At 69.8% G+C, this 14,211-nt stretch carries 11 protein-coding genes; 4 read left to right on the top strand and 7 right to left on the bottom strand.

Going from position 1 to position 14,211, the window contains the following annotated elements; translation table 11 throughout:
• Positions 1-62: 62 nt before the first annotated feature.
• Positions 63-1,193: a spermidine/putrescine ABC transporter substrate-binding protein gene (locus ACIBI5_RS36505; protein ID WP_397253530.1), complete on the bottom strand. Its 1,131-nt coding sequence runs from the start codon at positions 1,191-1,193 to the stop codon at positions 63-65.
• A 175-nt stretch (positions 1,194-1,368) separates the two neighbouring features.
• Here ACIBI5_RS36505 and ACIBI5_RS36500 point away from each other — a divergent pair, with 175 nt between their 5' ends.
• Positions 1,369-2,520, top strand: coding sequence for a hypothetical protein (locus tag ACIBI5_RS36500; protein WP_397253528.1), 1,152 nt, complete (start codon positions 1,369-1,371; stop codon positions 2,518-2,520).
• Positions 2,517-3,470, top strand: a complete 954-nt coding sequence (locus ACIBI5_RS36495; protein WP_397253526.1) for an SIS domain-containing protein — start codon at positions 2,517-2,519, stop codon at positions 3,468-3,470. Before ACIBI5_RS36500 ends, ACIBI5_RS36495 begins: the two co-directional genes overlap by 4 nt.
• Positions 3,471-3,574: 104 nt before the next feature.
• Here the strand turns inward: ACIBI5_RS36495 and ACIBI5_RS36490 are convergent, their stop codons facing one another.
• The 6 genes from ACIBI5_RS36490 to ACIBI5_RS36465 all read right to left on the bottom strand — a co-directional run bounded on the left by ACIBI5_RS36490 (position 3,575) and on the right by ACIBI5_RS36465 (position 10,628).
• Positions 3,575-4,048: a nucleoside deaminase gene (locus ACIBI5_RS36490; RefSeq protein WP_397253524.1), complete on the bottom strand. Its 474-nt coding sequence runs from the start codon at positions 4,046-4,048 to the stop codon at positions 3,575-3,577.
• Positions 4,049-4,069: 21 nt separating this feature from the next.
• A complete protein-coding gene (gene betA / locus ACIBI5_RS36485) occupies positions 4,070-5,701 on the bottom strand; it encodes a choline dehydrogenase (RefSeq protein WP_397253522.1) in 1,632 nt (543 codons plus the stop codon).
• Positions 5,698-6,633, bottom strand: a complete 936-nt coding sequence (locus ACIBI5_RS36480) for an ABC transporter substrate-binding protein (RefSeq protein ID WP_397253520.1) — start codon at positions 6,631-6,633, stop codon at positions 5,698-5,700. Before ACIBI5_RS36480 ends, betA begins: the two co-directional genes overlap by 4 nt.
• A 49-nt stretch (positions 6,634-6,682) precedes the next feature.
• Positions 6,683-7,594, bottom strand: a complete 912-nt coding sequence (locus ACIBI5_RS36475) for an ABC transporter substrate-binding protein (protein ID WP_397253519.1) — start codon at positions 7,592-7,594, stop codon at positions 6,683-6,685.
• A gap of 65 nt (positions 7,595-7,659) precedes the next feature.
• The gene (locus ACIBI5_RS36470; RefSeq protein WP_397253517.1) at positions 7,660-9,573 is read right to left on the bottom strand and encodes an ABC transporter permease; all 1,914 of its coding nucleotides are present in this window, start codon (positions 9,571-9,573) and stop codon (positions 7,660-7,662) included.
• Entirely contained in the window at positions 9,570-10,628 is a 1,059-nt protein-coding gene (locus tag ACIBI5_RS36465; protein ID WP_397095207.1) for a glycine betaine/L-proline ABC transporter ATP-binding protein, read from the bottom strand. Before ACIBI5_RS36465 ends, ACIBI5_RS36470 begins: the two co-directional genes overlap by 4 nt.
• Positions 10,629-10,972: 344 nt before the next feature.
• On the opposite strand from ACIBI5_RS36465, the gene ACIBI5_RS36460 reads away from it, so the two are divergent.
• Positions 10,973-13,792, top strand: coding sequence for a nitrate- and nitrite sensing domain-containing protein (locus tag ACIBI5_RS36460; RefSeq protein WP_397253515.1), 2,820 nt, complete (start codon positions 10,973-10,975; stop codon positions 13,790-13,792).
• A gap of 5 nt (positions 13,793-13,797) precedes the next feature.
• Positions 13,798-14,211 (top strand): roadblock/LC7 domain-containing protein, encoded by a 414-nt coding sequence (locus tag ACIBI5_RS36455; protein ID WP_397253741.1) that lies wholly within the window; start codon positions 13,798-13,800, stop codon positions 14,209-14,211.

The following is a 14,211-nucleotide window of genomic DNA, read 5'->3' as shown; positions in this document are numbered from 1 at the left end:
GCCGCTAGCCGGCGCCCCCTCGCGGAGGACGCCGGCCGGGCCCTGGTCTGGCTCTTCACTGCCTACTTCGCCGTGACCTCGGACGACAGGCGGGTGTACTTGGTGGACGCCTCACCCAGGTCGCGAATGGACTCGCCGTTGAGCAGCTCGGCGGGCTTGATGCCCAGCAGCGAGCCCTCGGGCACCTTCACGGCGTCCATGGCGGCCTTGTTCGGAACCTTGTAGTTGATGTTCTCGGCGGCCCAGCCGTGGATCTTCGGGTCCAGGATGTAGTTGATCAGGGCGTGCGCGGCCTCCTTGTTCTTGGAGGACTTCATGATCACCATGGTGTCCACCCAGAGGTCGCTGCCCTCCTTCGGGACCACGAACTTGATGTTCTTCTTCGCGTCGGTGGTCGGGCACCAGCCGTCCCAGGCCTCGACCATCACGGCCTCGCCGGACTTGAGCTTGTCGCCGAAGGTGGTGTCGTCGTACTGGAGCAGGTGCGGCTTGGCGGCCGTCAGGAGCTCCTTGGCCTTGGCGATCTCGTCGTCCTTGTCGGTGTTGACCGAGTAGCCGAGCGCCTTCAGCGCGGGCAGGGCCAGCCAGCGCTCGGTGGTCATCATCGTGACCTTCTTCTGCGCCCAGGCCGGCGGCTTGAGGATGTCGTTCCAGCTCGTGGGCTCGGCCTTCACCAGGTCGGAGCGGTAGCAGATGCCCGTGGTGCCCCAGGTGTAGGGCACGGAGTACTTGTTGCCCTTGTCGTAGGACAGCTGGGTGGCCTCGGGGTAGAGGTTGCTCAGGTTCGGGATCATCTCGGGGTGGATCGGCTCCAGAAGCCCCTGCTCCCACAGCGCCTGCGCGTACTGGCCGGACACGAACGCCACGTCGATGCCGCCGCTGTCGGCGCCGGCCGTCAGCTTGGTGATCGCCTCTTCGTTGGTGGCGTGCAGATTGATCTTGACGTTGGAGATCTTGAGGTCCTGCTTGACCTTGTCGGGTAGCTCCTTGGGCGTGTAACCGTCCCAGACCGTGACCTGGAGCGACTGCTTGGACAGGTCGGCGTTGGCGTTGAGCTGGGCCGCACTGGCGCTGGGCGCGGCCTGGGCTCCGGTGCTGGTCGACTCACCACCGCCGCACGCTGCGGCGGCGAGCGCGAGGCCGGCAACCGCGACGGCGGCCGGAAGACGACGGGTGAACCGGGTACGGAACACGGTCGCTACTCCTTCAGGAATTCGGGGAAGAGGTCGCGCAACCATCCAGGCACGCCAGACCAGGAGAGGAGTGTTGCAGTAGAAATCAACATGAGCAAGACTTTTCCGGACATTGCCACCTGGAAGTTTGGTCTGCCTGTTGAACTCGGATTCAATATGGGAGCGGTTGCTCTCTGTGGGTGAGAATCCCCTTACCGAACGGGATCACGGCCTCACAGCCGCGCTCCTCGCCGCGCTGGCGTCGGAACCGCCGGCGCCGTTCGCCGTGCGCCGCTTCCAGCCTCTGCCCACTCTGTCGTACGGCGAAGCTGATCAGGGCACCGGGGTGGCGCTTGAACGCGGCTTCGGCGAGCACGTGGACATGACCAACCACTCGGTCGTGGTGGCCGAATCGGTGGTCGTCAAATGGCTCACGCCGCCCGTTCCGCTCCCCCACCCGACGCCCGAGATCTTCGCCCACCTCGTTGACGCCGGCTTCAACGAAACAGCTCCTCCTTACGCGGCCCTGACACGCTCCGACGACAAGTCGGAGCTCCTGCTCGCCCTGGTCACGGGCTACCTTCCGGACGCCAGGGACGGCTGGGAGTGGTGCGTGGACGCCTGCTGTTCAGCCGACACCTCCTTCGCGACGCCGCTCGGCCACCTGGCCGCCAACCTCCACTCCGCGCTGTCCTCCTTCCCCGCGCCCTCCTGCCACGGCTCCGGCCCCGAGGGCGGCCCCGGCAGCGGCCCTGACGGTCGCCCCGACAGCGGGCAGGGAGGTGGCCAGGACGGCGGGCTGCTGACGCGGGCGCTGGGCGCCTTGGAGGAGGCGCTGACGGTGACCGGCGGGGCGGACGGCGCGTGGCTGGCCGCCCAAGCCGGCAGGATGCGCGCGGAACTGGCCCCGCTCGCCGCCCCGGCGACCGGGCCGCGGATCAGGATCCACGGCGACCTGCACGTGGGACAGATCCTGCGCTGGCGCGACGGCTACGCGGTCATCGACTTCGACGGCAACCCCACGGTGGCCGACGCGGCGCCGTACCAGCCGCCGGCCAGGGACCTCGCGCAACTGACCACGAGCCTGGAGCACGTCGCCCAGGTGGCGATCAAGCGCCGCGGCATCCCGCCCGGCGAGGCCGCCGGCTGGGTACGGCGGGCCAGGCGCGAGATGCTGGCCGCCTACACCGGCGCCCGCGACCTGCTCGACCCCGCCCTGATCCGGCCGTTCGAGGTCGAGCAGGAGTGCCGCGAGCTGATCTACGCCGCCCGCCACCTGCCCCGCTGGCGCTACGCCCCGATGGGCGTCCTGCACACCTGGTACGACGAGAAAGAGGACCCCGCGTGAACCCCGAGCTGTTCCTGGCCGACCTGGAAGCCAAGCCCGAGTCCCTGGCCAAGCTGGCGGAGTCGCTGTCGGAGGACCCGTTCGCGGCGATCCCCGGCGACGTCGATCGTGTGGTGTTCCTGGGCATGGGCAGCTCCCGCTACGCCGCGGGCGTGGCGGCGCTACGGCTGCGGGCGGCCGGGGTGAACGCGGTGGCCGAGTACGCCTCCGCGCGGACGTCGTTCCCGGCGGCGCGCGGCACGCTCGTGGTGCCGATCTCGGCGACCGGAGGCAGCAGGGAGACCCTGGACGCCGTCGCCCGCTACCGGGGCGGGCAGGCGTTCGTCGCCGCGCTCACCAACGACCCCGGCTCGGCGGTGGCCGAGGGCGCCGACGCGGTCGTGGACATGCTGGCGGGCGAGGAGCGGGGCGGGGTGGCCTGCCGTACGTTCCAGCACACGCTCGCGCTCCTGCTCGCCCTGGAGGCGCGGCTGAGCGGCGGCCACCGCGGCGTGGCCGGGCTGGTCTGGCAGGCGGCCGAGGCCACCGCGGACCTGCTGGACCGCCGCGAGGAGTGGCTGCCGCGGGCCATCGAGCTCCTGGACGGCCCGCACGGCGTCTACACGATCGCCCCCGCCGAGCACCTGTCGTCGGCGGAGCAGTCGGCGCTGATGTTCCGCGAGGGGCCGCGCCGCCCGGCCGACGCGTGCGAGACCGGCGACTGGTCCCACGTGGACGTGTACCTCACCAAGACCCTCGACTACCGCGCCATCCTCTTCCCCGGCTCCGCCTACGACGCGCAGGCGATGGAGTGGGTGGAGCAGCGCGGCTCCACGGTGCTCGCCGTCGGCGCCGGCCTGCCGGGCGCGGCGGCGTCCGTCCGCTACGCGCACGACTCCGACCCTGACGTGGCGCTGCTGACGGAGACGCTGGTCGCCGAACTGGTCGCCGCCCACTGGTGGTCATCCTGACCGCACGACGATCCTGACCGCACGACGGTCGTGACCGCTCTGCGGTTCTGACCGCTCTGGGGGTGTGCAGTTCTCCGGTACTGCGGCGCGTGCCGTACCGGAGATCAGCTCGTGTGGAAGCGGCGGTGCAGCGCGCGGATCTCGGCGGTCAGCGCGGGGGCGGGGCCGTCGACCACGGCTCCCGGCACCACGGCGCGGATGGGCAGCATGGCGACCGGCGGCGCGGGCACCCCCAGCTCACCTAGCCACTCGCCCAGCTGCTCCGACGAGGCGGCGTACACGATGCGGCCGAGCCCGACCCAGCCGTGGGCGGCCGCGCACATGGGGCAGTGCTCCCCCGAGGTGTACACGGTGGCCGCCGCCCGCTCCCCCGGCGTCAGGTTGACCGCCGCCCAGCGGGCGATCTCGAACTCCGGGTGCCGGGTGTGGTCGCCGCCCGCCACGTGGTTGTGGTCCTCGAACAGCACCGCGCCCTCGCCGGACACCAGCACGGAGCCGAACGGCTGGTCGCCCTTGTCCAGCGCCAGCGCCGCCAGCTCCACGCAGCGCCGCAGGTGCCGCAGATCCCTGTCATCCATGTCGGCCCATGCTACGCAGCGTCACCGGCTCTGGTGGCGGTAGAATGGCGTGGGGATCGGGTCGAGCGGCGTGTTGCCGAGGATCAGGTCGGCGGACTTCTCGGCGAGCATCATGACGGGCGCGTAGATGTTGCCGTTCGTCACGTACGGCATGGCCGAGGCGTCGACCACCCTCAGCCCCTCCAGCCCGTGCACCCGCATCGTCTCCGGGTCCAGGACAGACATCTCGTCCACGCCCATCCTGGCGGTGCACGAGGGGTGCAGGGCGGTCTCGCCGTCCTTGCGCACCCAGTCGAGGATCTGCTCGTCGGTCTCGACCTCGGGCCCCGGGGAGATCTCGCCGCCGTTCAGCCCCTCCCAGGCGGGCTGGGCCAGGATGGCGCGGGCGTGGCGGATCGCCTCCACCCACTCCCTGCGGTCCTGGTCGGTGGACAGGTAGTTGAAGCGCAGCTGCGGCTTGACCCGCACGTCCGGCGAGGTGATGCGGACCGAGCCGCGCGCGTCGGAGTACATGGGGCCGATGTGCACCTGGTAGCCGTGCCCGCCGGCCGGGGCCGAGCCGTCGTAGCGGACCGCGATCGGCAGGAAGTGGAACATCAGGTTCGGGTAGGCGACCTCGTCGTTGGAGCGGATGAAGCCGCCGGCCTCGAAGTGGTTGGTGGCACCCGGCCCGCGGCGCAGGAACAGCCAGTTCGCGCCGATGAACGGCCGGCGCCACATGGCCAGCGACGGCTGCATCGAGACCGGCTTCAGGCAGGCGTGCTGGACGTAGACCTCCAGATGGTCCTGCAGGTGCTCGCCGACGCCCGGCAGGTCGTGCACGACGGGCACGCCGGCCTGCTCCAGCACCGCCTCGGGGCCGACGCCGGAGACCTGGAGCAGTTGCGGGGTGTTGATCGCGCCGCCGCAGAGGACGACCTCCTTGGCCGCGATCCGCTCGCCGTCGCAGATGACGCCGACCGCCCTGGTGCCCTCGAAGACGACCTTCTCGACGAACGCCCGGGTGCGGACGGTCAGGTTGGGGCGGCGCCGTACCGGATGGAGGTAGGCGCGGGCGGCGCTCAGGCGGCGGCCGCGGTGGAGGTTGCGGTCGAAGGCGGCGAAACCCTCCTGCCGGAAGCCGTTCACGTCGTCGGTGAGCGGGTGGCCGGCCTCCTGGACCGCGGTGAAGAACGCCTCGAACAGCGGCCCCTCCGCGCGGCCCCGCTCCAGCTTGAGCGGGCCGTCGCCGCCGCGCCACTCGCCGCCGGGGTCGGCCAGGCAGTTCTCCATCTTCTTGAAGTACGGCAGGCAGTGGGCGTAGTCCCAGGACTTCATGCCCGGGTCGGCCGCCCAGCGCTCGTAGTCCAGCGGGTTGCCGCGCTGGAAGATCATGCCGTTGATGCTGCTGGAGCCGCCGAGCACCTTGCCGCGGGCGTGGTAGACGCGGCGGTCGTTCATGTGCGGCTCGGGCTCGGACTCGTACTTCCAGTCGTAGAAGCGGCTGCCGATGGGGAACATGAGCGCCGCCGGCATGTGGATGAACACGTCCCACGGGTAGTCGGGCCGGCCCGCCTCCAGCACCAGCACGCTGACCGAGGGGTCGGCGCTGAGCCGGTTGGCGAGCGCGCAGCCCGCCGACCCCCCTCCCACGATGACGAAGTCGTAGCTCACCTGGGGATCCAGTCCTTCCACACGATCTTGTTCTCGTCGACCCACTTCTTGGCGGCCTGCTCGGCGCTCATCTTCTCGTTGACCATGTCGCTGGCGACCTTGTTCTGGTGGTCGTTGGTCCAGCTGAAGTTGCGGACCAGCTCGTAGGCCTTGCCGCCGGTGCGGGCGAAGTCCGCGCTGACGATCTTGTCCAGGAGGTAGGGCGGATAGTCGCAGGCCACCGTCTCGGTGTCGGCGTCGCACCCGATCGCGTACGCCGGCAGGTTGATCTTGACGAGTTTGATCTTGGTGAACAGCCACTGGGGTTCGTAGAAATACATCAGCAGCGGCTTCTTCTTCGCGGTCGCCTGCTGGGCCGCCTTGATGAGCGCGTCTTCGCTGCCGGAGTAGACGACCTTGAAATTGAGGCCGAGGTTGCGGATGATCGCCTCGTCGTTCGTGACGAAGGTCGGATCGCCCGCCAAGAACTGCCCGGCATTTCCAGACTTGCTGGTCTTGAAGAGCGCGGCGTACTTGTTCAAATTTCTATAATTGGTGATGTCTGGATATCTCCTGACCATCCACTCAGGGACATACCATCCGATCACCCCTTTGTTCCCCGTCAAACCGGCGGGGACTGCCGCCTTCTTCTCCTCGATCCACTCCTTCTTCTCCGCGGGGTGGCCCCAATTCTCGACGATCACGTCCACCTTGCCGGCGGCGAAATCGGGCCACGACTTGTCCTCTGTGATCTTTCGCGTCTGCACCTTGTAGCCGAGCTCGTGCTCCAGCAGATAGGCCAGCACGCCCGCGGTCGCCTCGTACCCGACCCAGGCGTGCATGTCGATCTTCACGGTGCCCTGCGTGCCGGGGGCGGCCTTGGGCTCCTCACCGGTGCAGGCGGACAGCAGCAGGACCGCGACCAGCAGCCCCGCGATCGGTTTGATTGGCATCACAGGTCCTCGTGGCCGCGGCCCGCGAGGGGCCGCGGCCTGCCGGGGGTCACTTGGGAATCCAGGCCTGCCACTTGGCGGTGTTGGCCTCGACCCACTTCTTGGCCGCGTCCTCGCCCGACATGCCGTTGTTGGTCATGTCGTCGGCCACGGCGTTCTGGTCCTCGTTGGTCCACGTGAAGTTCTTGACCAGGTCATAGGCCTTGCCGCCGGACGTGGCGAACTTCGTGCTGACGATCTTGTCGAGGTCCATCTCGGCGTAGTCGCAGGCCACCTTCTTGGGGTCTGCGTCGCAGCCCTCGGCGTACGGCGGCAGGTTCACCCTGGCCAGCTCCGTCTTGCTGAAGAGCCAGTGCGGGTCCCAGAAGTAGAACAGCAGCGGCTTCTTCTGCTCCTGAGCCTGCTGGGCGCCCTTGATCAGGGCCGCCTCCGAGCCGCCGGTGACGACCTTGAGGTTGAGCTTGAGGTTCTTGATCAGGGCGTCCTCGTTGGACACGTACGACGGGTCGCCGAACAGCAGCTGGCCCTTGTCACCCGACTCGGAGGTCTTGAACAGGTCGGCGTACTTGTTCAGGTTCTTGAAGTCGGTGATGCCGGGGTACTTGTCGACCATCCACTTGGGGATGTACCAGCCGATGACGCCCTTGTTGCCGGTCGAGCCGGCGACCTGGGCCACCTTCTTCTCGTCGATGTACTGCTTCTTGAGGTCCGGGTGGCCCCAGTTCTCGATGATGACGTCGACGTCGCCGGTCTCGAAGCCCTCCCAGGCGAGCTGCTCCTTGATCTCCGGCAGTTCGACCGTGTATCCGAGCTCTTTCTTCAGCAGGTAGGCCACCACGTTGGCGCTCGCCTCGTAGCCCACCCACGGGTTGATCGCGATCTTCACGGTGCCGCCGCCCGAGGCCGGCGCCGCGCTCTGCGAGCCCGACGGCGCGGCGGCCGAGCTGGGCTTGTCTTCCACCTTGGCTCCGCCGCATCCCGCGACGGCCAGTCCAAGCGTCAGAAGGCCTGCAAGCAGGCGAATCTTCATATCGGCTTCCTCTTTTGGGGGGACGGACGCCTGTCGGCGCCCTGCGTGATCCGGTCGAGCATGATGCCCAGCAGCACGATGGCGATTCCGGCGGCGAAGCCCATGCCGAAGTCCGTGCGCTGGGAGAACCCCGAGACGACGTCGTAGCCGAGCGCGCCACCCCCGACCATGGCACCGAGCACCACCATGGCCAGCGTCATCACGATGCCCTGGTTGACCGCGAGCAGGATGGACTTGCGCGCCATCGGCAACTGCACCTTGCGCAGCAGCTGGCCGGGGGTCGACCCGGCCGACAGCGCCGCCTCCACCACGGTCGGCGGCACCCCGCGCAACCCTTCCTCCACCAGCCGGACCACCGGCGGCACCGCGTAGATCACCGAGGCGAAGATGGCGGTGAACCGGGTCGCGCCGAACAACGCCAGCGCCGGAAGCAGGTAGACGAACGAGGGCATCGTCTGGGCGGCGTCCAGCAGCGGGCGCTGGACGGCCGAGAAGCGGGAGGAGCGGGCCGCGGCGATGCCCAGCAGCAGGCCGATCGCCAGCGTGACCGTCACCGCCACGAAGACCATGGTCAGCGTCTGCATGCTGTGCTCCCACAGCCCGAGCAGGGCGATCGCCAGCAGGCAGCCGAGCGCCGTCAGCGCCGGGCGCACCCCGGCGGCCCAGAAGGCGAAGGCGAGCACGGCGGCGGCGACCAGCCACCAGGGGGCGGTGGTGAGCACCCCGTCGAGCGGGTTCAGCAGCAGCCGGGTGGTGAACTCCTTGAGCGCGTCGGTGACCGGGTACCAGGTGCGCTCGGCCCAGCGCACCGCCTCGTTCACCGGTCCGCCCATCTGCAACTCCAGCGCGCTGGGGAACTCCGGCGGCAGCGCGTACGCCAGTCCGATGCCCACGGCGGCGATCGCGGCGGCGACGGCGAGCTTGAGCCGCGACAGTCCCGCCTGGGCCCGCTGCCGGGCGGCCGCCATCGTGGTGCGGTCGAGCACCACGGCCATCACCACGATCGCGAGGCCGGCCGGGAGCATGATGCCGACGTTCTCCCTGGACAGGCCCTTGATGATGTCGGAGCCGAGGCCGGGGGCGGCGATCAGGTTGGCGATGACCACCATGGACAGGGCCATCATGATCGTCTGGTTGATCGCGAGGGTCATGGTGGAGCGGGCCAGCGGCAGCCGTACCTTGAACAGGGTCTGCCAGCGGGTGGCGCCGAGCGAGGCGGAGGCCTCGACGGCGGTGGGCGAGACCTGCTCGATCGCGAGCGCGGTGATGCGGATCGCGGGCGGGATCGCGTAGATGATCGTGGCCGCGACGCCCGCGGGCGCGCCGATCTGGAAGAACAACACCATCGGCGCGAGGTACGCGAACGTCGGCATGATCTGCATGTAGTCGAGCACCGGCGTGATCGCCCGGCGCAACCGCGGCGAGCGGCCCACCCACACGCCCAGGGGCAGCCCGGCCAGCAGCGACAGCAGGACGGCCGTGGCGACCAGGGCGAGGGTGTCGACGCTGTGCTCCCACACGCCCAGCACGCCGAACGAGGCGAACCCGGCCACGCCCAGCAGCGCGACCCGCCAGCCGCCCGCCAGCCAGCCGATGCCGCCCATCACGCCGAGCAGGCCGGGCCAGCCGAGCGCGTGCAGCACGGTCTCGAAGGCCTGGAACAGGCCGTCGATGAACAGCCGGATGTAGTTGATGAAGTAGAGGAAGACCGGGTTGGCGTTCTTGTTGTCGTCGACCCATTCGCGCGCGTCGGTGAGCGCGACGAACGTGCCCGCCTCGTCATCGTGTGGGAGCGTTCCCACCCCGCGGAAGACGACATAGCCCACCGCGAACGCGACCGCCGCCGCTGCCGGCAGGGCCCACCTGGGCAGTTTGACGCGGGGCGGGGTCCCGACCGCGGTCGCGCTCATGCCCCGGCCCGTACGGCCGGCGTCTCGTGCCCGGCCAGGAAGGAGAGCATGTCCACCCGGTCCACGACGCCCACGAGCTCGTCGCCGTCCATGACCCGGATCGGGTGGCCGGAGCCGGAGGAGACCTCGATGGCGTCCTTGACCACGGTCGCGGCGGGCAGGGCGGGGCCGTCCAGGGCCTCGCCCGGCTCGGGCGGCCGGGCGATCCAGCGCAGCGTCAGCACGTGGCTGCGCGGCACGTCGCGGACGAAGTCGGCCACGTAGTCGTCGGCCGGCGCGCCGACCAGGTCCTCGGGGGTGCCGAGCTGCACGATCGAGCCGGAGCGCATGATGGCGATGCGCTCGCCGAGCTTGAGCGCCTCGGACAGGTCGTGGGTGATGAAGACCATGGTCTTGCCGACCTCGCGGTGGAGCCTGATCACCTCGGCCTGCATGTCGCGGCGGATGAGCGGGTCCAGGGCGCTGAACGGCTCGTCGAAGAGCATGACCTCGGGGTCGACGGCGAGGGCGCGGGCCAGGCCGACGCGCTGCTGCATGCCGCCGGAGAGCTGGTCGGGGTAGGCGTCGCCGTGCCCGTCGAGGCCGACCAGGGAGAGGATCTCGCGGGCCCGCTCGTGCCTGGCGGCCTTGGCGGCGCCCTGGACCTCCAGGCCGTAGGCGACGTTGTCGATGACGCGGCGGTGGGGCAGCAGCCCGAAGTGCTGGAAGACCATGCTGACGCGGTGGCGGCGGATCTCGCGCAGGCGCGCGGGGCTCGCGCGGCCGATGTCCTCGCCGCCGATGGAAATCTCGCCGGCGCTCGGCTCGATCAATCGGGTCAGGCAGCGGACCAGTGTGGATTTGCCACTTCCGGACAGGCCCATAACGACGAAGACCTCGCCGGGCCGTACCGTGAAGCTCACGTCCCGCACGGCGGCCGTGCAGCCGGTCTTCTCACGGAGGGGGGCGGCTTCGAGGTGCTTGTCTTCACTGTTCAGCACCTTTTCGGCGGCGGACCCGAAGATCTTCCAGAGACCCTTGACCTCGATGGCCGCGCTCTCGGGAGCAAGCCCCATTTTGCCTCCCGTAGGTAGCTAGGACGGGGGCCAACATATGTGGTGAATAGCGCAAATCACAACGTCGTGACCGTCCAGATACCGGGGCGCTTCCCATGCGTTACTGCCTTGGAACGGGACAATCGCCTATAGGCGGACAGTCGCCACCTTCCGTGGTTATTTCCGGCCGAAAGATGGAGCCCCAGCTTCTCGCCTCATGCGACCCATCTCTCGAATTCTGGCGCGTAATGTTCGATTGGCCGCAACAGTCGGCATGTGTTCCAATTACCCCCACTTGCTGGATTTCCCAAGGGCCCGCACGGCCTTCCATATACGCCGATATGGGCGGCGAGAGGTTGCGTTCGGTGAGCACACAGTTAGGCGAAAGGCAGGCAAGAGCCGCCGACGAGGGAGGCTGGCGGCTACGCAATTGGCGTGTCCGGGCGCGGCTCGTCTCGTTGATCCTCATTCCCACCGCCGCCGCCGTCCTGCTCGGCGGCGTGCAGATGTTCGCCTCCACCGGCGCCGCCTCCGACTACGAACGCACCAACCAGCTCGCCCGCCTGTCCGACCAGATCAGTGAGCTCACCCACCAGGTGGCCCGCGAGCGCGCCGTCGCCGCCTGGTTCATCGCCAGAGGCCGCCCGGACAACGGCGTCGAGACGCTCACCCAGCAGGTCCGCGAGACCAGCGGCGCCGCCTCCACCGTCAAGTCCAGCGCCGAGGACCTGTCGGGGGAGGTCGCCGGCCGCACCGCCGACGAGCTGGAGGCCACCCTCGCCAGGCTCGACGACCTGACCGGGCTGCGCGAGCAGACCAGCAAGGGCGACCTGCTGCCCGGACCGTCCATCGAGCTCTACACGACCGTCATCAGCGACCTGATCTCCGTCCACGACGAACTCAGCAAGGGCACCGACGACGACGAGCTGTTCCGCCAGTCGCAGCTGCTCGTCGCACTGGCCAGGGCCAAGGAGGCCGTCTCCCGGCAGCAGGCGTGGATCACCATCGCGCTGCAGGCGGGCCGCTTCGAGCAGGAGCAGCTCAAGGCCGTCTTCGGCGAGCAGGCCCGCGAGACCAACGAGCGCCGGGCCTTCACCGCCGAGGCCACCGCTGACGAGCGGCGCGTCTTCGACGAGAACGTCAACGCGGCCGGCACCGAGCGCATGCTGTTCCTGCGCGAACTCGTGCTCAGCCGGGCCGCCAACAACCAGCCGCTCAAGGGCCTCGACCTGGCCAAGCGCGACGACGCCCGCGAGTGGTACGAGGCGGCCAGCGTGATGGTCGACTCCATGCGCGCCGTGGAGCGCCGCCAGTCCGCCGGCATCGTGACTCGCAGCGAGCAGCTCACCTCCGCCGAACGCCAGCGCGCCTACCTCATCGCCGGCGCCGTGCTCGCGCTGCTCATCGCCGTCCTGCTGATCACCACGGGCGTGGCCCGCTCTCTGGTACGGCCCCTGCGCAGGCTGCGCGGCGAGGCCCTGGAGATCGCCGGGCGGCGGCTGCCGGAGTTCGTCCAGCGGCTGCGCGAGTCGCGCGACGGCGGCGCCGACGTCGAGATCCCGCCCATCGGCATCTTCTCCAAGGACGAGGTCGGCGAGGTCGCGCGCGCCTTCGACGAGGTGCACCGCGAAGCCGTACGGCTGGCCGGTGACGAGGCGCGGCTGCGCTCCAACGTCAACGCCATGTTCGTCAACCTCTCCCGCAGGTCGCAGACGCTCGTCGAACGGCAGCTCACCCTCATCGAACGGCTGGAGCGCGGCGAACGCGACGACACCAGGCTCGGCGACCTCTTCAAGCTCGACCACCTCGCCACCCGCATGCGCCGCAACAGCGAGAACCTCCTGGTCCTGGCCGGGCAGGAGGCGGCGCGCAAGTGGAGTGAGGCGGTCGAGCTCCTGGACATCGTCCGGGCCGCGCTCGGCGAGGTGGAGAGCTACGACCGGGTCAGCATCCAGGTGCAGTCGGCCGCGGCGATCGCCGGGCAGGCCGTCAGCGACGTGGTGCACCTGCTGGCCGAGCTGGTGGAGAACGCGGTCTCCTTCTCCTCGCGCGACACCAAGGTGATCATCAACAGCAGCCGGATCGACGGCGGCGGGCTCATGGTGTCGGTCACCGACCAGGGCATCGGCATGACCCCGGAAGAGCTGGCCCAGGCCAACTGGCGGCTGGCCAACCCGCCGGTCGTGGACGTGTCGGTGTCGCGGCGGATGGGCCTGTTCGTGGTCGGCCGGCTGGCGCTGCGGCACAACATCCGGGTCCAGTTACGCCGCCAGGACATCGGCGGGCTGACCGCGATGGTGCTGATACCGGAGGCGCTGCTGTCGGCGGTGACCGAGCAGGTGCCGGAGCCGGGCGGGCAGGCCTTCGACTCCTTCGACGTGGCCCCTGCCGCGGCCGGCGCGCCGTTCGACTCCTTCGACGCTCCGGCCGCGCCGCCGTTCGACACGGGGCCCTCGCCCTTCGAGACCGGATCCCCCTTCGACACGGGACCCTCGCCGTTCGACCCGGCGGCCTCGCCGTTCGCCGGAGGAACGCTGGGCGGATCCGCGCAGCCCGCGGGGAACCCGCCCATGGGCGGCCCGCCCGTCAGCTCACTGCTGCCCCGGTCGCACGGCACGGGACCGCACTCGACGCCGCACGCGGGAGGCCCGCCGGGGGGACCGCCCGCCGGAGGACCGCCCTCCTTCGACGCCACGCCCTCCCACACGCCCTCCTACGACTCGGGGCCGCCCTCCTACGACGCCAGGCCGCAGCACCCGTCGCTCGACGTGCCGCTGCCCGAGTCCGAGCCGCGCTCCTGGTTCTCCGCGGCCACGCCGTCGATCGAGATGACCAGCCCCATCCCCAAGGTCGACGAGTATCTGCCGATCTTCGCGGCGGTCGAGAACGAGTCGAGCTGGTTCACCAAGTCCTCCCCCACCCCCGACCAGCGCACCGACTGGCAGTCGCCCGCCGACAGCGCCTGGCAGGCCGCCCGCTCGACCGGCGAGCCGGAACACGGTGGTACGACCTCTTCGGGATTGCCGAAACGCACGCCAAGAGCGAACCTTGTTCCGGGCTCTGCCACACCGGCGGCCCCACCGCCGCCCCCGCCGCCGGTCGAGCCAGACAGGCTGCGAAGCAGGCTCTCCAGCTACCAGCAGGGCGTCCGCAAAGGGCGCTCAGAGCTTGAGGAGAACCCATGAGAAATCTGAGCCAGGCGGCCAGGGACGTGAACTGGCTGGTCACCGGCTTCGTCGAACAGGTGCCCGGCGTGGCCCACGCGGTGGTCGTCTCCGCCGACGGTCTGCCGATGGCGTTCTCGCGAGGCTTCCCGCAGGACCGCGCGGACCAGCTGGCCGCCATCACGGCGGGCCTGATCAGCCTCACCGCGGGCGCGGCCCGCGTGTTCGAAGGCGGCGGCGTCAACCAGACACTGGTCGAGATGGAGCACGGGCTCCTGCTCGCGATGTCGATCAGCGACGGGTCCAGCCTGGCCGTGCTGGCCGCTCCCGACTGCGACATGGGCCTCGTCGCCTATCAAATGACCATCCTCGTGGAGCGCGCGGGGCAGGTGCTGACGCCCGCCGTACGCGCCGAGCTCTCCGCAGCGCGCCCCTGGTGA

Origin of the sequence: Nonomuraea sp. NPDC050540 (genome assembly GCF_044457485.1) — a bacterium.
In the GTDB taxonomy this organism is placed as follows: domain Bacteria; phylum Actinomycetota; class Actinomycetes; order Streptosporangiales; family Streptosporangiaceae; genus Nonomuraea.
Note: the sequence above shows the minus strand (reverse complement) of the source record. Positions and strands in the feature narration are given on the sequence as shown.

Bases quoted from the DNA above. Each gene is read 5' to 3' on its own strand.
- ACIBI5_RS36490 (WP_397253524.1), bottom strand. From the start codon at position 4,048: ATGGATGACAGGGATCTGCGGCACCTGCGGCGCTGCGTGGAGCTGGCG.
- ACIBI5_RS36480 (WP_397253520.1), bottom strand. From the start codon at position 6,633: ATGCCAATCAAACCGATCGCGGGGCTGCTGGTCGCGGTCCTGCTGCTG.
- ACIBI5_RS36470 (WP_397253517.1), bottom strand. From the start codon at position 9,573: ATGAGCGCGACCGCGGTCGGGACCCCGCCCCGCGTCAAACTGCCCAGG.
- ACIBI5_RS36465 (WP_397095207.1), bottom strand. From the start codon at position 10,628: ATGGGGCTTGCTCCCGAGAGCGCGGCCATCGAGGTCAAGGGTCTCTGG.